The following is a 23,925-nucleotide window of genomic DNA, read 5'->3' as shown; positions in this document are numbered from 1 at the left end:
TTTGGAATACCGGTCTAGATGACAAAAAAGATAACCACACATTTAGCACCTGAACTATTGAAGAGTAAGCCTCGCCCAAAATCGGTTTATCACCGTAATGCGACCACGACGCCGGAAATGCGTCAATTTATTCAGCAATCCGATTATAGTGTCAGTCAATTATCCAAAATCCTTAATATTAGCGAAGCCACCGTTCGTAAGTGGCGTAAACGTGACTCCATCGATAACACGCCAAATACCCCGCACAAACTCAACACAACACTCTCTCCGATGGAAGAGTACGTGATGCTGGGCTTGCGTTATCAATTAAAAATGCCTTTAGACAGGTTATTAAAAGTTACCCAAGAATTTATCAACCCTAATGTATCCCGATCTGGCCTAGCTCGCTGTTTAAAGCGCTTTGGAGTATCAAAACTCGACGAGTTTGATACTCCTTTTGTGCCAGAAAAATTTTTCAATCAGCTGCCGATCACTCAGGGAGCCGATATTCAAACCTATACCGTTAACCCGCAAACCTTAGCCGATACTTTAGCCCTGCCAAGTCCAGATCCGGACAACGTAGTGCAAGTGGTGTCGTTAAGTATTCCGCCTCAATTAACAAAGCAGCAAGCCTATTCTGTTTTGCTTGGCGTTGATTTTAAGTCTGACTGGGTTTACCTCGATATTTATCAAGACAGCCATACCCAAGCGAGTAATCGCTATATAACCCATGTCTTAAAGCACGGGCCATTTCATTTACGTAAGTTATTGGTTCGCAACTATCACACTTTTCTTGCTCGTTTTCCTGGAGCAAGTCAACCAGCCGCAGTATCTACTAGCACCATTGATGCAGCTGGATCCCAACACCAGATAACTGAACCTCAGTTATCAAACGGAGACTCATATGAGCCAATCCAGTAATAAAGATAAGCGTTTAAACAAACGCTTAAAAGATATGCCAGTCGCGATTGTCGGCATGGCGAGTATTTTTGCTAACTCACGTTACCTAAACAAGTTTTGGGATTTAATCAGCGAAAAAATTGATGCCATTATCGACGTTCCAGAAACCCATTGGAACGCTGAAGATTACTACAATGCCGATAAATCAATGGCCGATAAAACCTACTGTAAACGCGGTGGTTTTTTACCCGAAGTCGATTTCAATCCAATGGAATTTGGCTTGCCACCGAATATCCTCGAACTGACAGACACCTCACAACTCTTATCTTTAGTGGTTGCCAAAGAAGTGCTGGCCGATGCAGGTATTGATGCGCAGTACGATACCGATCGCATCGGTATTACATTAGGCGTCGGCGGTGGTCAAAAAATCAATCACAGTCTCAGCGGTCGTTTACAGTATCCTATACTCAAAAAAGTATTTAAAAATAGTGGTCTAAGCGACGCAGACACTGAGATGTTGATTAAAAAGTTTCAAGATCAATATATCCACTGGGAAGAAAACTCATTTCCAGGCTCACTTGGTAACGTGATTGCTGGGCGTATTGCTAACCGCTTTGATTTAGGCGGCATGAATTGCGTGGTTGACGCGGCATGTGCAGGTTCTTTAGCGGCGATGCGCATGGCGATAACAGAATTAGTTGAAGGCCGCAGTGACATGATGATCACCGGTGGTGTGTGTACCGATAACTCACCATCTATGTACATGAGCTTTTCAAAAACACCGGCATTTACCACTAATGACACCATTCAACCTTTCGATATCGATTCTAAAGGCATGATGATAGGTGAAGGCATTGGTATGATGGCGCTTAAACGCCTTGACGATGCTGAGCGCGATGGTGACCGAATTTATGCTGTTATTAAAGGGATTGGCTCATCATCTGATGGTAAGTTTAAAAGTATTTATGCCCCGCGCCCAGAAGGCCAAGCTAAAGCATTAAGACGCGCTTATGATGATGCGGGTTTTGCACCGCACACGGTTGGCTTAATTGAAGCCCATGGAACAGGCACTGCCGCTGGCGATGTGGCAGAGTTCAATGGTCTTAAATCGGTGTTTACCGAAGATAATGATACCCAACAGCACATTGCTCTTGGGTCAGTAAAATCACAAGTCGGCCACACTAAATCGACCGCTGGAACCGCTGGGGTCATTAAAGTTGCTTTGGCTTTGCATCATAAAGTGCTGCCACCGACCATTAACGTCAGTAAACCCAATCCTAAATTAAACATTCAGGACTCGCCGTTTTATTTAAACACCGAAACCCGTCCATGGTTACCTCGTACAGACAATACGCCGCGCCGCGCGGGTATTAGTGCCTTTGGTTTTGGTGGCACCAACTTCCACATTGTGTTGGAAGAATACCGCCAAGAACATGTTCGAGGCGATAAATATCGTCAACGTTCCGTGCCGCAAAGTCTGTTAATCCATGCTGAAAATAAAGCTGCATTACAGACTCAATTAAGCGCACTGCAAGCTGAAATTAGTGCTGTTGATACCACACAGCAAAATCGTCAAGAAATTGTGTTGGCTGATTTTGGTAAACGTTTTGCCTTAACGACCATAGCCCCTAAAGCCGCGCGCATAGGCTTAGTGGTAGCATCATTAGCAGACTTAACCATTCAGCTGACTCAAGCGCTGGCGCAATTGAGTTCGAATACTGCCGACAGCTGGCAATTGCCTTCTGGCACCAGTTATCGCTCAGCAGCATTAATTCATCCAGAATCGGCAAGCCATAAAGTGGCGGCATTATTTGCCGGACAAGGGGCGCAGTATCTGAACATGGGCGTCGATTTAGCCTGTTTTTATCCAGAAATGCGTCAACAATTGATGCAAGCAGATAAGGTATTTGCGCAACATAAACAAATGCCACTATCGCAAATAATGTACCCTACCCCGGCTTTTGAAGCCGAAGATATTGCCGCACAACACGCAGCATTAACCAATACTGCCAATGCCCAAAGTGCTATCGGTGCGGTGAGCATGGGCCAATATGCATTATTGACTCAAGCAGGTTTTAAAGCCGATATGGTGGCCGGTCATAGTTTTGGTGAACTGTCAGCATTATGTGCTGCGGGGGTCATTAGCCAAGCTGATTACTATCAATTGGCCTTTGCTCGTGGCCAAGCAATGGCTGCAACGCCTAAAGATCAAGATGCTGGCGTGATGTACGCCATTATTGTCCCCGCTCAAGCTGTTGACCAAGGTGTTGAAAAGCTTGAACAGTGCATTAGTGCATTTGAGGGCGTCAAAGTGGCTAATTACAATGCACCAACCCAACTGGTTATTGCAGGCCCAACAGCATCATGTACTTTAGCGGCACAAGCAATCACCGCTGAACTTGGCTTTAAAGCAATCGCCTTGCCGGTTTCTGGCGCATTCCACACGCCATTAGTGGCGCATGCGCAACAACCCTTTGCTGCAGCCATCGATAAGGTTAAATTTGCTAAGCCAAAACTAAGCCTTTATGCCAATGGCACAGGTAAAGCACATCCAAATGATCCTAAAGCAATCAAGGCAGCATTTACTGATCATATGCTGCAGTCAGTTCGTTTTAGCGAGCAATTAACCGCTATGTACGACGCTGGCGCACGAGTATTTGTTGAGTTTGGTCCTAAAAACATCCTCCATAAATTGGTTGAGGCGACCTTAGGCAACAAAGCCGAATCAGTCAGCATAGTGAGCTTGAACCCAAATCCTAAAGGCAATAGCGACACTCAACTGCGTCAAGCAGCGTGTCAGCTTGCGGTATTAGGGCTGGCATTAACCGAGGTTGATCCTTATCAAGCGCCCATCGCTGAACTTGCAAAAGTGTCACCGATGAACGTCAAGTTAACTGCGAGTAATTATATTAGCGCCACCACCCAAGCCAAAATGAACAAGTCGCTGCAAACTGGCACAGTTACCAGCAAAACAGTAGAAGTACCGGTCGAGAAAATTGTGGAAAAAATTGTGGAAAAAGAAGTGATTAAAACTGAATACATTGAAGTGCCTGCAACATCAGCACAAGCGCCAGCCTCTGAGGTTGCCGCACCTTTGGCGGCAACGACGGCTGCAGCGGCTAAACCAGTTAGCGCAAATGTGCCTGCGTCGGCCGATAGTATCGGTGCATTTTTTGCTGCGCAGCAACAAACGGCGCAATTACATCAGCAATTTTTAGCCATACCACAGCAATATGGTGACACGTTTGCTCATTTGATGACAGCGCAAGCACAAATGGCATCATCGGGATTAGCCATTCCTGAAAGCTTGCAACGTTCTATGGAGCTGTTCCACCAGCATCAAGCACAAACATTGCAAAGTCACAGTCAATTTTTAACCCTGCAAGCGCAAGCAAGTCAAGCTGCATTAGCCATGTTACAAGGGCAAACACCAATGCCAGCAGCGACGTCAGCACCAGTAGCTGCGGCATCTATGCCGCCTGCATTTGTGCCCCAAAGCCAAGTTGCTCAGGCCACAACGACGCCTTCGACTGTGGTAGCTCCTGTTGCTGCTGCTCAAGTTCAACCAGCTCAAGCGGTTCAATCTCAACAGACTGCCAGTAAACCAGTCCAGGCTCCTGTAGCTCAGCAAGTGAGTTCGCTTGCAGTTTCAGCCCCAACAGCAGGACTATCGCAGCAACAAGTGTTAGACACTATGCTCAATGTGGTCGCAGATAAAACCGGTTACCCAACTGAAATGCTTGAACTTGGCATGGACATGGAAGCCGATTTAGGTATCGACTCTATCAAACGCGTCGAAATTTTAGGCACAGTACAAGATGAGCTACCAGGTTTACCTGAACTAAGCCCAGAAGATTTAGCCGAATGTCGCACCTTAGGTGAAATCGTTAGCTACATGCAAACTAAACTGCCTGCGGCAAACACAACTACTGTAGCGTCAACAGGATCAACATCGGTAGTTACTGCAGCACCAGCATCAACGAGCTTAACCGCTGAAAAGGTTCAGCGCACCATGTTAGCTGTGGTTGCCGATAAAACCGGTTACCCAACTGAAATGCTTGAACTTGGCATGGACATGGAAGCCGATTTAGGTATCGACTCTATCAAACGCGTCGAAATTTTAGGCACAGTACAAGATGAGCTTCCAGGTTTACCTGAACTGAGCCCAGAAGATTTAGCCGAGTGTCGCACCTTAGGTGAAATCGTCAGCTACATGCAAACCAAACTACCTGCTGCCAATGCAGTTAGTGTAGCGTCTTCGGCACCAGTAGCGGCAAACACTGCAACTGCATCAACTGGCTTAACAGCTGAAAACGTTCAGCGCACCATGCTTGCCGTGGTTGCCGATAAAACTGGCTACCCAACAGAAATGCTTGAACTTGGCATGGACATGGAAGCCGATTTAGGTATCGACTCTATCAAGCGCGTCGAAATTTTAGGTACAGTACAGGATGAGCTACCAGGCTTACCTGAACTCAGCCCAGAAGATTTAGCCGAGTGTCGCACTTTGGGCGAAATCGTCAGCTATATGCAAACAAAATTACCTGCAGCCATTACAGTTTCATCGGTAGCAACCGTCTCTTCATCTACAGCACCAACAACGGGCTTGAGTGCTGATACGGTATTAAGCACTATGATGTCAGTCGTCGCCGACAAAACCGGTTACCCTGCTGAAATGCTTGAACTGAGCATGGACATGGAAGCCGATTTAGGCATCGACTCAATCAAACGTGTTGAAATTCTAGGTACAGTGCAAGATGAGCTGCCAGGCTTACCTGAACTCAGCCCAGAAGATTTAGCCGAGTGTCGCACTTTGGGCGAAATCGTCAGCTATATGCAAACCAAACTGCCTGCAGCCATTACAGTGGCACCAGTAGCAACCGTCTCTTCATCTACAGCACCGACAACGGGCTTGAGTGCTGATACAGTATTAAGCACCATGATGTCAGTTGTCGCCGACAAAACCGGTTACCCAGCTGAAATGCTTGAACTGAGCATGGACATGGAAGCGGATTTAGGTATCGACTCAATCAAACGGGTCGAGATTTTAGGCACAGTACAAGATGAGTTGCCTGGCTTACCTGAGCTTAGCCCAGAAGATTTAGCCGAATGTCGCACCTTAGGTGAAATCGTCAGCTACATGCAAACCAAATTGCCTGCAGCGACCTCAACCGCGATTGCGGCTGTCGCCCCAGCATCAACGGCAAACAAGGTTGAGGTTAACACCGCAGCATTACCGCCACACAGCGAGGTAGCGCTAAAAAAGTTACCCGCGGCGGATAAACTCGTAGATTGTTATTCAGCGAAAAACTGTATTGTCATCACAGATGATGGCCATAACGCCGGTTTACTCGCTGAAAAACTCACTGCAAAGGGATTAACCGTCGCCGTTATTCGTAACCCACAAACCATCAGCGTAGCGCATTCACCATTAAGCAGTGATATTAAAAGCTACACCTTGAGCAGCATTGATGATGCGAACATTGCTCAGGTGATTGCCGATATTAAAGCCGACTTGGGCGCTGAACATGCCATTGCAGGTTTTGTTCATTTACAGCCGCAAACGCTAGTAAATAATCACCCATTAATGTCGTGTACTCTTGCTGCAAAAGCCGCTGTCGACAACGCGTTCTTATGGGCTAAGCATCTTCACCCAGAATTTGCTAAACCAACGTCTTCGCGTCTGTGCTACTTTACCGTGAGTCGTTTAGACGGTGGATTTGGCTACTTAGATAATGACCAATTAGCCACAGCGGAACTGAATCAAGCGGCCTTGTCTGGGCTGAGCAAAACCTTAAGCCATGAGTGGCCACAAGTATTTTGCCGCGCCTTAGACATTAGCAATAATATTGATGCTACAAGCTTTGCCGATGCCATCGTTGCTGAGTTGTTTGATATCGATGGTGCCAATGCAAGCGGAGATCGCATTAATGAAGTGGGGATTAGTCAGCAAGGTAGAGTAACCTTAGTCGCCGCCAATGCCAGTGAGCAGTTTGCGCCAGCAACGCTTGATGGTAATGACACTATTTTGGTCACCGGCGGCGCAAAAGGGGTAACGTTTGAATGCGCCCTCACCTTAGCCAAACAATGCCAATCGCATTTTGTGTTAGCAGGTCGTAGCCAACATTTTGGCAGCGACTTACCGGCTTGGGCACAAGGCAAGCAAGCCTCTGAGTTAAAAGCCGCGGCCATTGCTTATATTCAATCGCAAGGCAATAAACCCACGCCAAAACAAATTGATGCATTAGTGTGGCCAATTAGCAGCAGCCTAGAAATCGATGCTGCATTAGCCGCTTTCAGTAAGGTCGGCGCCAGCGCGCAATATGTCTCAATGGATGTCATCGACGCCACAGCGGTAGCCGCCTGCCTTAACAGCCTGACGAATGCTAAGGGCGACCCGTTAACCATTAATGGCGTTATTCACGGCGCAGGGGTGTTAGCCGACAAGCATATTCAAGACAAAACCTTGGATGAACTTAACCGCGTTTATCACACTAAAGTGACCGGGCTTGCAAGTATAATTAATGCACTCGACCCACAACAGATCAAGCTGATTGCCTTGTTTTCATCCGCTGCTGGTTTCTACGGAAATACCGGACAAAGCGATTATGCTATGTCGAATGAAATCCTCAATAAAACCGCCCTTAAACTGGCACACACCTTAGCGCATGCTAAAGTAATGAGTTTTAACTGGGGCCCTTGGGATGGCGGAATGGTCAGTTCGGCATTAAAGAAAATGTTTGTTGATCGCGGTGTTTACGTGATTCCATTACAAGCAGGTGCCGAGTTATTTGCCCACAGTTTATTAAGTCAGCAAGGCGCACAATTGCTTATTGGCTCTGATATGCAAGGTTCATCAGAACAGGGTAATGCTGTAAAAAAGCTTAATGCGGACGCTTTGCTTATCGCCAAGGGTTCGCTGACGTTTGCAGCTAAGACACAGTCCTCTGATCTTATCAGTATGACGGTGACTCGAGCCTTAACCCCGGCTGAAATGCCTTTTGTTAGCGATCATTGTATTGCTGGTAATCCGGTATTGCCGACAGTATGTGCCATGCAATGGATGCGTGATGCAGCACAAACCTTATGTCATGTGCCTGTCAGTATTGCTGAATATAAATTGCTTAAAGGGGTTATTTTTGACACCAATGAGCCACATTTGCTGCAACTGGAACTAACGCAAACTGTCGCTGGGATCAACGCGCTGATCTCATCTCGTTTGTTAAATGAGCCAAGTGCAGCGATGAAACCGCAATATCAAGCAACATTAGTGATCAATAGCGCCGTCTTGACTGATGATATTGCCAAGCCCGTGATTGATACAGCGAGCCTGACAAAGTGGTCGCATATAGCGCCGTTGATCTCAGGGGTTGAACTGTATCAAAACGGAACCTTGTTTCATGGCCCACGTTTGCAAGGCATTAAGCAAGTGTTGGCATTTGATGATGCTCAGCTCTTGTGCCAAGTGCAATTACCGCAGATTAATACCGCTGACTGTGAACGTTTTATCCCATCATCGGCATTAGGTGGCAGCCAAGTTTTCGCGGAAGATTTGCTGCTACAAGCCATGCTGGTATGGGCCAGACTTAAATACGGTGCGGCCAGTTTACCGTCATCAACGGCTGAATGTGTTACCGCTTGGCCATTTGCCAGTGGTGATAAAGGTTATATTCAACTGGATGTTGTTAAACACAGCGGCAGAATGTTAATCGCTAACGTGAGTTTATACCATCAAGATGGTCGCTTGAGTTGCCAAATGCTCAACGCTAAAGTGACTGTCAGTAAAAGTTTGAATGGGGCCTTTATTCCACATCAAGCGGCTACTGGTGTGTCTCACCACAGCAAGGAAACAGTGTGACGGTATTAAGCAACATGGCGCTAAACACGATGAGTGAGCGTATTGCAAAGCAACAAACTAAGCCTATGCGTTTAGCTTTGTTGCTCAGCAAGCCAAATATTGCCTCGATTAATGAACACCTGATCACTGTCGACACTCATAGTGTCGACGGCTTTGCGTTGGCGTTATTGCACGCTTGCGAACACCTATCGTCCACCAGCAATGATATGGTCAACATTGGCGATCGATTGTGGATAATGTCTGGGTTAATTGCGGCTAAAAACGGTATTCATGCGCATGCTTATATCAATGGTATTGCACTGAGTAACAACCAAACTGAAGCGGTAACACTTGCCCTTAAGCATGCAAAACGTCTGCATGCTCAGCCACAGATAGTCGCGCTAGATGGCTGTTATAATTTTAGTGCAAGTTCTGATGGCAATGCCACTGATGATGCAGTGACGGATCCAGCTAATGATTCTAGATCTGAGTCCGCTCCTCATGTGAGTGCGCCCCATACGAATGAGACGGCACAAACAGCACTGACGGCAATGGTCAACCTAGTCGAGTCTATCGCGAGTCGCTGTATACCAACCCAAGACAAGGCTAACGGTCAATATTGGTTTAGTGCATTTCACCAAAGTCGAGTCGCAGCTTTATGTTATCCAACCGCATCAGGTGTTCAGGCAATCATCCTTACCCAAGGTCGTGCACTTATCGCCGCCAAGCCGTTAATCAGTACTCAACGTTTATGGCTGCCGCTTAGCGCCGCTTCATTGGCGCAATTGCACACTAAGCTGATGGGCCTTTCTTCGCAGTTACACTCAGCCATTAACGACATAAGCTTACTCGAGCTTATCAAAACCAGTTTATTAGATTATCAAACAGATGCACCGCTAGCCCTAGTCTTAATGGCAGCCGATCGCCGCGCATTAGTACAAGAAGTCAGCGCGATGATGACCATAATCGCCACTCATCAGCAGCATGATGTGAATAGTCATACGCCGATAGAATATAAAACGCCTGCGGGCAGTTGCTTATATTCAGCGCCGCTGGGTCATAATGGCTTGAGCTTTGTTTATCCTGGCGTTGGCACTGTGTACCCAAACATGCTTAGTCAAATAGGCCTGGTTTTCCCAGATTTGTATGCTGAACTTGAAAACCAAGGTGACATGCAATCGATGTTACAAACGGACTTTATCTATGCGGCAGATAAAAATCGTGCCGCACAGATGAGCCTGAGCCAATTAGCCATTGCCGGTGTTGGCGCCAGTTATCTGTTAACCAAGCTGTTGCAGCAAGAATTTGCCGTTGAGCCTCGTTTTGCTTTGGGTTACTCCATGGGTGAAGCGGCCATGTGGGCGAGTTTAAACGTATGGCAAACACCGCATAGCATGATTGCAGCCACGCAAAACAGCAGTATTTTTACCCAAGATATTTCTGGTGAGCTCCGCTGTGTTCGCCAACAATGGCAATTAGCCGATGACGAAAACATTGTATGGAATAGCTTCGTTACTCGAGCCAGCATTGACGAACTCGCGCCCCATTTAGCCAATTACCCTCGGGCTTATATTGCTATTATTCAGGGTGATACCTGTGTTGTTGCCGGCTGTGAAAACAGTTGTAAAGCCTTACTAAAACAAGCTGGTAAACGCGGCATTGCCGCTAATCGCGTCACCGCAATGCACACGCCTGCGGCATTGAACATCAGCGAATCAGTAAGGCAATTTTATCAACAACCATTAGTAGAAAACTTACCAAGCCAATTGCAGTTTATCTCCGCAGCAGAGACTCAGCCTGTTGTATTAACCTCACAAGCCATTGCAAAATCGATTGCCGATACTTTTTGTCATCAGCTCAATTTTACTCAGTTAATTCTTAATGCTCGAGAGCAAGGCTGTCGACTATTTGTTGAAGTAGGTGCCGATCGGCAAACTACCACCCTAATTGACAAAATCAATGCGCAGAGTAGCAATAGCGTCTCAGCGATGGCTATTGCCGTCAATGCTAAAGGTGGCGATGACGTCACCAGTTTACTTAAATGCCTAGGGCAACTAATTGCTCATCGAGTGCCCATGTCATTAAGCCCTTTTATTCGCAGCCTTGACGCTAGCATTAATACATTATCCCAGCAGGCGGCATTAGCCGACGGCTCATCCCTCATTTGTTATAGTGAAACATCATTAGAAGGAGAACCTCATTGAGTTCTCAAGCTACCCCTAAAATAGCCATTGTCGGTTTAGCCAATCAGTATCCAGACGCGGATACTCCCGCTAAATTTTGGCAAAACTTATTAGACAAAAAAGATTCGCGCAGCCAAATCAGTGCCAGCAAACTCAATGCTTCACCGAGTGACTACTTGGGTGTACAAGGCGAATCGGACCGTTTTTATTGCGATAAAGGCGGCTACATTCAAGACTTTCAATTTAATCCTCAAGGTTATCGCATTGAGCCCAGCGCATTTAATGGCTTAGACGATAGCTTCTTGTGGGCAACCGACACAGCACGTAATGCGTTAACGGATGCTGGTATTGGCCTTGACGATAGCTTGCTTAAACGTACCGGTATTGTGATGGGAACCTTATCATTCCCTACGGCTAAATCTAATGAACTGTTTGTACCTCTGTATCACAGCGCGGTCGAAAAAGCCTTACAGACCAAGCTGCAACAGCCAAACTTTAGCCTACACTGTTTCAATAATAGCCTTAACAAGAGTTGTGATCAGCCACAAGCTAATCACACTGCCACCGCTCAACCGGTTAACTTGGGTAATGGTGCCATTGCCCATAATGCCTCGAAAATTGTTGCCGATGCTTTGGGTTTGGGCGGTACGCAGCTGAGTTTAGATGCAGCCTGTGCTAGCTCGGTTTACGCCTTAAAACTCGCCTGTGATTACTTGCATACTGGCAAGGCAGATATGATGTTAGCTGGCGCTGTGTCTGGCGCAGATCCATTCTTCATCAATATGGGATTTTCAATATTTCATGCTTATCCAGACCATGGAATTTCAGCGCCCTTTGATCGTAACAGTAAAGGCTTATTCGCCGGCGAAGGTGCGGGGGTATTAGTGCTTAAACGCCTTGAAGACGCTGAGCGTGATGGCGACCATATCTATGCTTTAGTCAGTGGTATCGGTTTATCAAACGACGGTAAAGGTCAGTTTGTGTTAAGCCCGAATAGCAAAGGCCAAGTACTAGCATTCGAGCGCGCTTATCGCGATGCGGCAGCAATAGACCCAAGTATTACCCCTGCCAGTATTGAAGTGATTGAATGCCATGCCACGGGAACGCCATTAGGCGATAAAGTAGAATTAACCTCAATGGAACGCTTTTTTGAAGATAAACTTCAAGGCAGCGCGACGCCACTGATTGGTTCAGCCAAATCTAATCTAGGCCATTTACTCACCGCGGCAGGCATGCCTGGGATCATGAAAATGATTTTTGCCATGCGCCAAGGCGTGTTGCCACCGAGTATTAATATCAGTGCACCAATCTCATCACCTAATGGATTATTTGGTCAAGCGACCTTACCCAATGTGGTCTTGCCTTGGCCTGATAAAGCCGGTAATAAAGCCCGTCATGCAGGTGTTTCGGTATTTGGTTTTGGCGGTTGTAACGCCCATTTACTGATCGAGTCCTATCAAGATCAGGCAGGCATAAACCATGCTGACAGTAAACGCTCTCAGCTTAGTCGCAGCAAAATAGTCAGTACAGAAACGCCAATGCACATTACCGGCATGGCAGCCCACTTTGGCCAGTGCAGCAGCATCAATGCGTTTGCTGATAAAATCATCAATAAGCAACCACTGTTTAGCCCATTGCCCAATCAACGCTGGAAAGGCTTAGACAAGCACCCTGAGTTATTAGCTCAATATGGCATACATCAGGTGCCACAAGGGGCGTATATTGATCAGTTCGATTTTGATTTTTTACGTTTCAAAGTGCCGCCTAATGAAGATGATCGCCTGATATCGCAACAACTGTTATTAATCAAAATAGCAGATGAAGCCATTGCCAATGCCAAGCTAACGCCTGGCAGTAAAGTAGCCGTGTTGGTTGCCATGGAAACCGAACTTGAATTACACCAATTTCGCGGTCGAGTTAACTTACATAGCCAAATAGCGCAAAGCCTTAATGCCCAAGGGATCCAGTTATCCAGTGCTGAATATGCCAGCCTTGAAGCAATTGCGATGGACAGTGTTTTAGATGCCGCCAAGCTAAATCAATATACCAGCTTCATTGGTAACATTATGGCGTCACGGATCTCCTCATTATGGGATTTCAATGGCCCGGCATTTACCATTTCAGCTGGTGCACAGTCAGTTAATCGTTGTATTGATGTGGCGCAAAACTTATTTGCTCTTGGTTCGTTACAAGAGCCTTTGGATGCCATCATCATCGCCGCGGTAGATCTTTCCGGCAGCATTGAAAATATGTTATTCAATACTGCCAAGCTTAATGCTAAAGGATTAAGCTCAACCGACTGGAAAGTAGGTGAAGGCGCTGGCGCGATAGTGTTGCAACAGACTAATGCTGCGCATCCTGAGCTTGACAGCTATGGCAGCATAGACAGTATTGATTTTGACTCCTTATCACAACGCCCGGCCAATATTGCAGCAGATCTGATCGAATTAAACCAATCGCCTGAATGCATATTAACAACTCAAGGCCAACAGTTTGTCCAAGGATTAACTGATGCTGCAGCGGTCAACTCAGTGCCGATATTGAGTAAAGCACAAGATATTCTCGGTCACACCTTTGCCGCTTCTGGCATGGCCAGTTTACTGCACGCTTTAGTACAAAGCCGCCATATTGATAAATCGGCCATCAACGCCAGTGTATTCACCAGCAGCGAAACCCAATACTCACAGGTTAATCTGTCTGTTTCGGCGCCGCAGCAACACGCATTGCGTACTCGTCTGAGCAACAATTTGACGCAACAATTAGCCACAGGCAATAAGTTAAGCTTAATTAAGCAAGTTAGTTTAGGTGGCCGAGATATCTATCAACATATTATTGATAGCTCACTTGAAGGTCTCGACAGCATTGTGGCTCAATGCGCCAATATCACAACAATGGCCGACAGCAATCTAGATCAATGTGCTGATACCACTTCAGCAATAGCTAAAATCATTGACACAACTAAGCCAAAAACCACCTGTGACAGCAGCCACTTTAGTGTCAATCATAGCGAGCATATCGCCGAGTCTCTTATGTCAGAAAACACAGTTTCAACAGCAGAGCAACCTAAGGTTGCCAGTGTGACAAGCCCGACCATACCGCCAGCACATTTAAGTGCATTTCAGCAAAATCAATGGTTAGCGCAGCAAACGCACTTAGCCTACTTATCCAGCCGAGATACGGGGTTAAAAGTCGCCGACAGTTTATTACGCTCACAATTAGCCGGTTTAACCAGCCAGCAAATATCTTATGTGTCGCAGGCTTCACAGCCTGCTGTAAATGTAGATCCTATCGCCTCAGCTGCTGTACCTGTGGAATTAATTCAACCTAATCATGCTTGTGTGCCAGCTTACACCGCGCCGATCCCAGCGGATAAACCGTGTATTTGGAATTATGCTGATTTAGTCGAGTATGCCGAAGGCGATATTGCTAAGGTATTTGGCCCAGATTATGCCATTATCGACAGCTATTCTCGTCGAGTAAGACTGCCGACCACAGATTATTTGTTGGTGTCGCGTGTCACTAAACTTGATGCGACCATGAATCAATACAAACCTTGTTCAATGACCACAGAATACGACATCCCAGTCGATGCACCGTATTTAGTCGATGGTCAAATCCCTTGGGCTGTAGCAGTAGAATCGGGTCAATGTGATTTAATGTTGATCAGTTACTTAGGCATCGATTTTGAAAACAAGGGCGAACGGGTTTATCGTTTATTAGATTGTACTTTGACTTTCTTAGAAGATTTACCTCGTGGCGGTGACACGCTGCGTTACGATATAAAAATCAATAACTTTGCTAGCAATGGCGATACGTTATTATTCTTTTTCTCTTACGAATGCTTCGTAGGCGACAAGATGATCCTCAAAATGGATGGCGGCTGCGCAGGCTTCTTTACCGACCAAGAACTGGCCGATGGTAAAGGGGTTATTCAAACTGAAGATGAAATAAAACGTCGTCAACAAGTGCTCAATAATCCAAACAAACCGACCTTCACGCCATTACTACACTGTAGCCAAACGGCATTTGATTATGGCCAAATTCATCATTTACTGACCGGCGATATTGGCAGCTGTTTTGGCGGCGAACACGTCGCCCACCAGCTACAAAATGGTATGCAAAAATCGCTTTGTTTTGCCTCCGAAAAGTTCTTAATGATTGAGCGTGTTAGTCAATTACAAACTCAAGGTGGTGCTTGGGGCTTAGGCTTACTCGAAGGTCATAAGCATATTGCGCCAGATCATTGGTATTTCCCTTGTCATTTCCAAGGCGATCAAGTGATGGCCGGCTCGCTAATGGCAGAAGGTTGTGGTCAACTATTACAGTTCTATATGATCCACATTGGCATGCATACTCTCGTCGAGAATGGCCGATTCCAGCCTCTGGAAAACGCCTCACAAAAAGTCCGCTGTCGTGGCCAAGTGTTGCCACAAACCGCCGAACTGACTTATCGCATGGAAGTGACTGAAATAGGCATTCATCCTCGCCCTTACGCCAAAGCTAATATTGATATTTTACTTAATGGCAAAGTTGTGGTCGATTTCCAAAACTTAGGCGTGATGATTAAAGAAGAGGCTGAATGTACCCGTTACCCACTTATCTCGTTAAACGCAGCAAACACTAGCCCTGCCGTTGATTCAGACGCTAGCAGTAAAGTGATTGCCAGCAAAGCGCCATTAATGGCGCAAGTTCCAGATTTACATGCCCCGAGTAACAAGGGCGTTATTCCGCTAAAACACCTTGAAGCGCCCATCGTAAGTGCCGATTCAAAGTATGCTAATCGCGTGCCTGATACCGTACCATTTACGCCATACCATATGTTCGAATTTGCCACAGGCGATATCGAAAAGTGCTTTGGCCCAGACTTTAGTATTTACCGCGGATTGATCCCGCCGCGTACACCCTGTGGCGATTTACAGTTAACCACGCGAGTCGTTGAAATTAACGGTAAGCGCGGCGAACTGAAAAAACCATCATCGTGTATCGCAGAATACGAAGTACCGACAGACGCTTGGTACTTTGCAAAAAACAGCCATCAAGCGGTAATGCCTTACTCAGTGCTAATGGAAATTTCACTACAACCTAACGGTTTTATCTCAGGCTATATGGGCACCACTCTTGGCTTCCCCGGGCAAGAGCTGTTTTTCCGTAATTTAGATGGTAGCGGTAAATTATTGCGCCATGTGGATTTACGCGGTAAAACCATCGTCAATGACTCAAAGCTATTATCAACCGTCATCGCTGGCAGTAACATTATTCAAAGCTTCACCTTTGAATTAAGTGTTGATAACGAGCCGTTTTATACTGGTAGTGCGGTATTTGGTTACTTCAAAGGTGATGCGCTAAAGAACCAGCTTGGTATTGATAATGGCAGGATCACCCACCCTTGGCATATTGATAATAATGTCGCGGCAGACATTAGCGTCAACTTACTGGATAAACAGTCGCGAGTATTTAATGCACCAGCGAGCCAACCGCATTATCGCCTTGCGGGCGGCCAGCTTAACTTTATCGATAAAGCCGAAATTGTTAACACAGGCGGCAAATACGGTAAGGGCTATCTTGCTGCGTCACGCACGATTGACCCAAGTGATTGGTTCTTCCAATTTCACTTCCATCAAGATCCGGTTATGCCGGGTTCATTAGGTGTTGAAGCCGTGATCGAGTTGATGCAAACTTACGCCATCTCTACAGACTTAGGTAAAGGTTTCACCAATCCGAAATTTGGTCAAATATTGTCGGATATTAAGTGGAAATATCGCGGTCAAATTAATCCGCTTAACAAACAAATGTCACTTGATGTGCATATCAGTGCAGTAAAAGATGAAGACGGTAAGCGCATCATAATAGGCGATGCAAACCTCAGTAAAGATGGTCTACGCATTTATGAAGTCAAAGACATCGCAATCTGTATTGAAGAAGCTTAGGCCCAAAAGGAATAATAATAATGACAACACAAGTGCACAACGAAAAGCTTTCTCCTTGGCCATGGCAAGTTAGCCAGCAACACGTTAGCTTTGATCAAACTGGGATGAACAAAAAGCTCAAAGATTTATCACAAGCGTGTTATTTGGTTAACGACGCGCAACAAGGCTTAGGCGTGGCGCAACAAGCTCAAGTGGTGACCGACGCAGTTAATGCACCTAACACTTTACCTGTAAGCGCTTTTGGACCTGCACTGGGTACCCAAAGTTTAGGCGACAGTAATTTTCGCCGCGTGCATGGGGTAAAATATGCCTATTATGCTGGCGCGATGGCTAATGGCATTTCCTCGGAAGAATTGGTTATCGCGTTAGGCCAAGCGGGTATTTTATGTTCGTTTGGCGCAGCTGGGTTAATTCCATCTCGAGTTGAACAAGCGATAAACCGCATCCAAGCCGCGCTGCCCAATGGGCCATATGCGTTTAACTTAATCCACAGCCCGAGTGAGCCAGCGCTTGAGCGTGGCAGTGTTGAGCTATTTTTAAAACATAAAGTACGCACGGTTGAGGCCTCAGCCTTTTTAGGCTTAACCCCGCAAATAGTCTATTACCGCGCAGCAGGCTTAAGCCGCGATGCTCATGGTGATATTCAAATCGACAATAAAGTGATTGCTAAAATTAGCCGCACCGAAGTCGCGATTAAGTTTATGCAACCAGCACCTGTTAAAATGCTGCAACAACTTGTTGATGATGGCCTCATTAGCGCAGAGCAAATGGAACTGGCACAACTTGTACCAATGGCGGATGATATTACCGCTGAAGCCGACTCTGGTGGCCATACCGACAACCGTCCATTAGTGACGTTACTGCCCACTATTTTGGCGTTAAAAGATGAAGTGCAAGCGCAATACAAATACAAAACACCTATCCGTGTTGGCGCGGGTGGCGGTGTGGGTACACCCGATGCCGCGCTGGCTACGTTTCATATGGGCGCAGCCTATATTGTTACCGGATCAATTAACCAAGCCTGCGTGGAAGCGGGGGCTAGCGAGCATACGCGCAAATTACTAGCGATGACCGAAATGGCCGATGTGACTATGGCACCCGCTGCTGATATGTTCGAAATGGGAGTCAAGTTACAAGTGGTCAAGCGTGGCACATTATTCCCGATGCGAGCCAACAAGTTGTATGAAATTTACAGCCGTTATGACTCAATAGAAGCGATTCCAAGTGACGAACGCGAAAAACTTGAAAAACAAGTATTCCGCTCAAGCCTAGATGATATTTGGGCTGGTACTGTGGCGCATTTTAATGAGCGCGACCCAAAGCAAATTGAACGTGCTAAAGACAATCCAAAACGTAAAATGGCCTTGATTTTCCGTTGGTATCTTGGCTTATCAAGCCGCTGGTCAAACTCTGGTGAAGTCGGCCGTGAAATGGATTATCAAATTTGGGCAGGCCCAGCATTAGGCGCATTTAACGCTTGGGCTAAAAATAGTTATTTAGATGACTACAGCCAACGTCATGCAGTAGACTTAGCGAAACATTTAATGCATGGCGCAGCTTATTTGGCCCGAGTGAATTTATTGACGGCGCAAGGCGTTAGCCTTCCAGTAGCATTACAGCGTTGGCGCCCAATTGATCAAATAAAATAGCTGTTCAAGTGGATCTCGGTTCATCGCGAGATCAGCTACAAAGATAGGAACTAAGATGAGCGATACCCAGAAACTCGATTTCTCAGCGATTAATGCCCCTACATTGGCGTCATTTAATCAACAAAAGAATCTGATTAAGCGCATGCTTAAAGGTAATAATGCCACTTGCAGTGATTGCAATAAACCGCTAACACTGCAATTGCCGCCTAACACTAAACAGGCCAAACCTGCAGCTAAAACCCCTGGGATTTATTGTGCTAAAGGTTGCACCGATATCGAGCTAGACATGGAAGCGGTAGCGTTAATGAAATAGTACGCATAAAAGCAGTACTCATTGAAAAGATAAATGCGTAAGTACTCGCCAACAATGACCAATAAAAAATGACCACCTTTAACAAGATGGTCATTTTTTTTCGCGCTTTATCTATTTACATGCAGCACTATCGCCATGTCGAGTACTAAGATTATTGAGCAAACCACTGCTTGAGGATCATTGGCTTACCACAAAGCTGTTCAAGCGAATGAGCACCCGAGAGTGCAGTCTCAAACTGACTAAATGGCACATTAGGCCATAAACTGATCGTAAATTGCGTATCAGCAGTGACAGCGCCCACACCTTTTGGGGTTCCCGTCATAACAATATCACCATCATTTAAAGTCATAAACTCACTAAGCGCATTAAAAATAGCTCGAGGCTGATACATCATTAATTGCTGATGTCCAAGTTGGGTCACGACGTTGTCAATGGTTAACTGAAAACACCAATTATCCATGCCCGAAGTGATTGGAATAAATTGACTAAACAGGGCTGAGCTATCAAAGGCTTTTGCCCTCTCCCACGGTAAGCCTTGTTTTTTTAATTTACCTTGGAGCTCGCGTTTAGTCATATCTAACCCAAGGCCAACTGCACCAAACTGACCATCTGCCACCATAAAACATAACTCCGCTTCATAGTGCAGCACTTCGTCCTTATAGCTTAATAAAATCTCAGTAATCGCTGAATTAGGCTTAAGAAATACCACCATATCATCGGGTACTTCATTGCCTAATTCATCAATATGCTCAGCATAATTTCGCCCAATACATATCACTTTCGACGGCGTAATATTTTTCTGTTGGCCACTGGCTTGTATTAGCGTTACCGATTGTTGACTCACATTAACCTCGAATGGTTGAAAAATAATGATAAAAAATATCGATTTAGCGATATAAACAACTACACTTTTTAGACTTAAAGCAAAATACTATTGGGTGTCTAGTGAACATAACGATAGCCTATCAATCTTGCTGCTAATTGACGATATAGATGTTGAACAGTAGCCATATAAACTTAACAAGAATATACACATCTTGATTACAAGCTAGGTATTGATTACTTATAAAAAATGAAATACTACTATAAAAACAAAGATATATTTCTATTTTTTGCATAAGTGCATTTACATTTTTTTTACAACGTTCTAGTCTAGAGTCAGTCTTGCTCAGACAATAAACAAGCAATAGCACATATAAATATAGTATGAATGACGTCAGGTAAATAACAATAAGAGAGACCAAATGGCCATGTTCGAATTCACTATTAAACAAAAAATAGCGCTAGGTTTTTCCTCAATAGGCTTATTACTGCTTGTTGGAAGTAGTTTTTTCTATGGTTCCCTAAATCAAATTCAAACAGCAAATAATAATATTGAAACCTTAGCCGTCCCGGTACAAAATCAATCGAACGGGTTGCAAATTACCTTATTAAAAATGGCAAAAACAGATAGCCTAGCTTATTCACAAACAGGTAATGACAATATTAATCTCAGCTTTACACAATTTAATCAATTACAGCAAGAATTCGATAGCGTATTAAGCACACTATTAGTTAAAGTCGCCGATCAGCCGACGATGCAACAGGCGTTAACCAAAGCCAAAAATGCTTATGAGCAGTACATTAAGCAATCTCGCACTATGTTCAACGCAAAACTCGAAATAGAGCAAACCCGCGCCACTTTCACCACTTTAAAACAACAGTTCGACGATGCGCGCATCAGCGCCAGTAATAACATGATTGATTTAGAGCTTATTGAAGCGCCAGAAAATGAGGCCTCATTATTAGAAGAAGTGGTTGGTGGTGGAGTACGTATCGATGACATGCTGTTTACTCTGGGTAATACCATGACAGAACTCGGTCGATTAACCTCTACCGATGCCGTGGACATCCACAAACAAGATGTTGCCATGTTATTAGGTAATATTAGCGTCAATGGCAGCTACTTAACTCAACAAGCTGAACCCTTAGGTGCTGCGGCGCTATTTGCAGAATTTAACACTCACTTGCAAGCAATTAAACAATTTACAGATGAGCCTGGTAACTTGTACATCGCGCAACAAAATGTCATCAATAAGCAACTCTTGGCAGAGCAAAGTCACCTGCAAGCTAACACCTTTTTTGATACGACTAATCAGCAGTTAGATCAATTAGTCACACTCGCTAACGAAAGGTTCCACCTATTGCAGATGGTGGCCGTTGATGAAGTGACGACAGCACAAACATTAGCCATTTCAATGGCAGTGATATTTGTATCGATGGCGATATTTATTTATTACTTTACCTCAAAAGCCATGTTGGGCCCTCTACAAGCAATAAACATCGCATTATCGCGAATTGCGGGTGGCGATTTATCGCAACGATTAAGCAAACGAAATAATGATGAATTTGGCGAATTGATAGACAACACTAATAAGTTATCTGATGATTTGACCCAGTTATTACAAGCGATTAATAGTGATGCCCATCAATTAGATGAATCCGCTATTCGCTCACAAGTACAAAGCGAAAAAATATCTCATTCAGCTTCACAACAGATTGATAATATTAGCCAAGCCAAACAGCTTGCCGAACAAATACATCACAGTTCAACTCAGGTTAATCAACAAGCTTCTGAATCAGAGCAATATATCAAATCCGCCTCTGTCCAAGGAGGACAAATAAAAACCATTGCCGATGATAACCGTATCCGTATTGAGACCTTATCAAGTAGCTTGCACGACTCAGTTAAGATCATGACAACGCTTAGTCAGCATAGCAACAATATTGGCGGGATTTTAACAACGATTAGTGCTATTGCAGACCAAACCAATTTACTTGCGTTGAATGCAGCCATTGAAGCAGCCAGAGCGGGTGAGCATGGTCGCGGCTTTGCTGTCGTTGCTGACGAGGTACGTTCATTAGCCTCTAGAACTCAATTATCAACAGCCGAAATTCAAACCATGATAGATGCATTGCAGCAAGAAACCACAAACGCCGTTAAGGCGATCACCCAAGGACAAAACCAAGCCAGTGAATGTGTAGAACAAAGCCAATCTTTACATGATGCGATTGAAAATATAGAAACCGCATTAAATACCATTAGTGGCATGAGCCAAAATATTACTCACGCGGCCAATGAACAGGTTAATTACAGTCAACAAATAGAACAAACAATGACTCAGACTGCAGACTCAGCGCAACAAAATGCCCAAGAATCGGCATCAATGACAGAAAGAAGCCAGCAACTAAACCAATTAGCTCATTCACTGACGACCTCAGTAGAACGCTTTAAACTATAACCATTAAGCGAATAAAAACCTGAGGAAAAGCCAGAGGGGCGGTATCAATAACTCAATAAACTATCAGCTAGATCCATGAGCTGATCCACTGACTTCATGTATCAGTGCAGTGGAACGTTTTATACCATCATGATTAAGCGAATAAAAAGGCCAGAAACATTCAAGTTTCTGGCCTTTTTGACATCTGCTGTTTAATTTATTTCTTGCCTATGGCACCAACCGCAAAACGTCTGATAATTGATCTAACCATCATTACGGATTCACCTAACTCACTACTATTATGTAAGGATTTTTCTGATGATATTTTAGTTATCTCTGCTGAATCAGCAATATCAATAATTTGTTGGTTAATGTGTTCTGCGACAGCGCCTTGCTCTTCTACAGCGGCTGACATATCCAAGGTAAGTTGGGTAATTTGCTCGACTGATTGATTAATCGACGCTAATGCATTACGAGTTTCATCGACAATTTGAACACCTTTACTAGCCGCTTGCTCGCCCCTAAGTGACACTTGGACAGCGTTACTGGCACGTTTGGTTAACACACTGACAATACTGTGAATTTTATCGGTTGATTCGCGAGTTTTAAATGCCAGAGAGCGGACCTCATCAGCAACAACACTAAATCCTCGTCCTTGCTCACCTGCCCTTGCTGCCTCAATGGCCGCATTTAACGCAAGTAGATTAGTTTGATCGGCAATACTGGAAATAATACTGGCGGCTTGACCAATCTCATTGGTGGATTCCGATAACTCGCGAACGGTAGTCGCAATATCAGCAACCGAGAGATTTAATTCATCAATAGACTGTTTGGCTTGATTTGCAAGTAGAGCCCCTGCACTCACATTGTCTAATGCATCTTTAGCACTATCAGCATTACGCTCGACATTAGCAGAGACCTCTTGTATAGCTGTAGACATCTCTGTAATGGCTGAAGCAATTTGTTGTATTGATGCGCTTTGAAGACCGACAGCTTTAGCGGTTGACTCTGCTTCAACTTGGGTATGCTCAACAATACCATCTAAAGATCCTGCTGCATCCTCGATCCTTGTCATAGCGGTACGACATCGAGCAATTTCACAACCAAGAGCTAATTTAGCCTGTGCTTTGGCGCCAAAATCAGCAAAGTAGGTTTCTGCGACAGTGCGATCGGTAAACGAATTAGGATTGAGTGTGACGACTTCTAGCCAGTCTTGCTGTTGTTTATAGCCTAACCATGCAGCTGATAGAGTGAGTGTTATTAAACTTATCAAGCCAGGGATCAGCCCCCAGAACTCAAAGAGTACCATTGACAAAACAAACATAGGTAACCAAACGGGTAACAACTTAAGTACTTGATGTGTTATTTTAGCATGCAGTGGCCTTGGGGACTTATTGGCCTTAATCCTGGCATAAGCAGCCTCTGCTCGAGCAATTTCTGCAGGTAATGCCGTTATCCTAACGGACTCATATCCTGCTACTTTATTATTTTCAAACACTGGGGTGACAAATGCGCTAACCCAATAGTAATCGCCATTTTTTCGACGATTCTTAACCAACCCCATCCATACTTTACCAGCTGAAATACAGGCCCACATCTCTTTGAACACTTCACTTGGCATATCGGGATGGCGCACGAGATTATGGGGTTTTCCGATTAACTCGCTTTTGTCAAAGCCGCTGACCTCAACAAAAGCATCATTACAATAAGTGATGTGGCCGCGTAGATCAGTTCCTGAAATTAAACGAACTTCATCGTCGAAGTAATATTGCTTTAGAGTAACGGGTTGGTTATTGCGCATGGACACTAAATCCTTTTAAATGTATGGAAAATAAGCATCCATTAAGATTATCTTTGACACCAAAGGTGCAAAGATA

At 45.0% G+C, this 23,925-nt stretch carries 9 protein-coding genes; 7 read left to right on the top strand and 2 right to left on the bottom strand.

Going from position 1 to position 23,925, the window contains the following annotated elements:
* Positions 1–18 precede the first annotated feature (18 nt).
* Genes H5123_RS11370 through H5123_RS11345 form a run of 6 tightly spaced genes read left to right on the top strand, consistent with a single transcriptional unit; the run spans position 19 to position 18,788 of the window.
* Positions 19–900 carry a helix-turn-helix domain-containing protein gene (locus H5123_RS11370; protein ID WP_124016959.1) on the top strand — a complete coding sequence of 294 codons (882 nt, stop codon included), beginning with the start codon at positions 19–21 and terminating at the stop codon, positions 898–900.
* The gene (locus H5123_RS11365; RefSeq protein WP_182698031.1) at positions 884–8,737 is read left to right on the top strand and encodes a type I polyketide synthase; all 7,854 of its coding nucleotides are present in this window, start codon (positions 884–886) and stop codon (positions 8,735–8,737) included. The genes H5123_RS11370 and H5123_RS11365 overlap by 17 nt, the downstream gene beginning before the upstream one ends.
* Positions 8,734–10,920, top strand: coding sequence for a PfaB family protein (locus tag H5123_RS11360; protein WP_310736138.1), 2,187 nt, complete (start codon positions 8,734–8,736; stop codon positions 10,918–10,920). Before H5123_RS11365 ends, H5123_RS11360 begins: the two co-directional genes overlap by 4 nt.
* On the top strand, positions 10,917–16,826 hold the full coding sequence (locus H5123_RS11355) for a beta-ketoacyl synthase N-terminal-like domain-containing protein (protein ID WP_220487610.1): 5,910 nt from the start codon (positions 10,917–10,919) through the stop codon (positions 16,824–16,826). Before H5123_RS11360 ends, H5123_RS11355 begins: the two co-directional genes overlap by 4 nt.
* A 20-nt stretch (positions 16,827–16,846) precedes the next feature.
* On the top strand, positions 16,847–18,475 hold the full coding sequence (gene pfaD, locus H5123_RS11350; RefSeq protein WP_182698030.1) for an eicosapentaenoate synthase subunit PfaD: 1,629 nt from the start codon (positions 16,847–16,849) through the stop codon (positions 18,473–18,475).
* Positions 18,476–18,530: 55 nt separating this feature from the next.
* Positions 18,531–18,788 carry a hypothetical protein gene (locus H5123_RS11345; RefSeq protein ID WP_182698029.1) on the top strand — a complete coding sequence of 86 codons (258 nt, stop codon included), beginning with the start codon at positions 18,531–18,533 and terminating at the stop codon, positions 18,786–18,788.
* A 151-nt stretch (positions 18,789–18,939) separates the two neighbouring features.
* Here the strand turns inward: H5123_RS11345 and H5123_RS11340 are convergent, their stop codons facing one another.
* Positions 18,940–19,632: a fumarylacetoacetate hydrolase family protein gene (locus H5123_RS11340; protein ID WP_182698028.1), complete on the bottom strand. Its 693-nt coding sequence runs from the start codon at positions 19,630–19,632 to the stop codon at positions 18,940–18,942.
* A gap of 400 nt (positions 19,633–20,032) precedes the next feature.
* On the opposite strand from H5123_RS11340, the gene H5123_RS11335 reads away from it, so the two are divergent.
* The gene (locus H5123_RS11335) at positions 20,033–22,069 is read left to right on the top strand and encodes a methyl-accepting chemotaxis protein (RefSeq protein ID WP_259395652.1); all 2,037 of its coding nucleotides are present in this window, start codon (positions 20,033–20,035) and stop codon (positions 22,067–22,069) included.
* Between the two features lie 196 nt (positions 22,070–22,265).
* On the opposite strand, the gene H5123_RS11330 is transcribed toward H5123_RS11335, so the two are convergent.
* Entirely contained in the window at positions 22,266–23,849 is a 1,584-nt protein-coding gene (locus tag H5123_RS11330; protein ID WP_182698027.1) for a PAS domain-containing methyl-accepting chemotaxis protein, read from the bottom strand.
* Positions 23,850–23,925: the final 76 nt, after the last annotated feature.

This window comes from Shewanella sp. SR43-4 (genome assembly GCF_014163845.1).
Lineage (GTDB): Bacteria > Pseudomonadota > Gammaproteobacteria > Enterobacterales > Shewanellaceae > Shewanella > Shewanella vesiculosa.
Note: the sequence above shows the minus strand (reverse complement) of the source record. Positions and strands in the feature narration are given on the sequence as shown.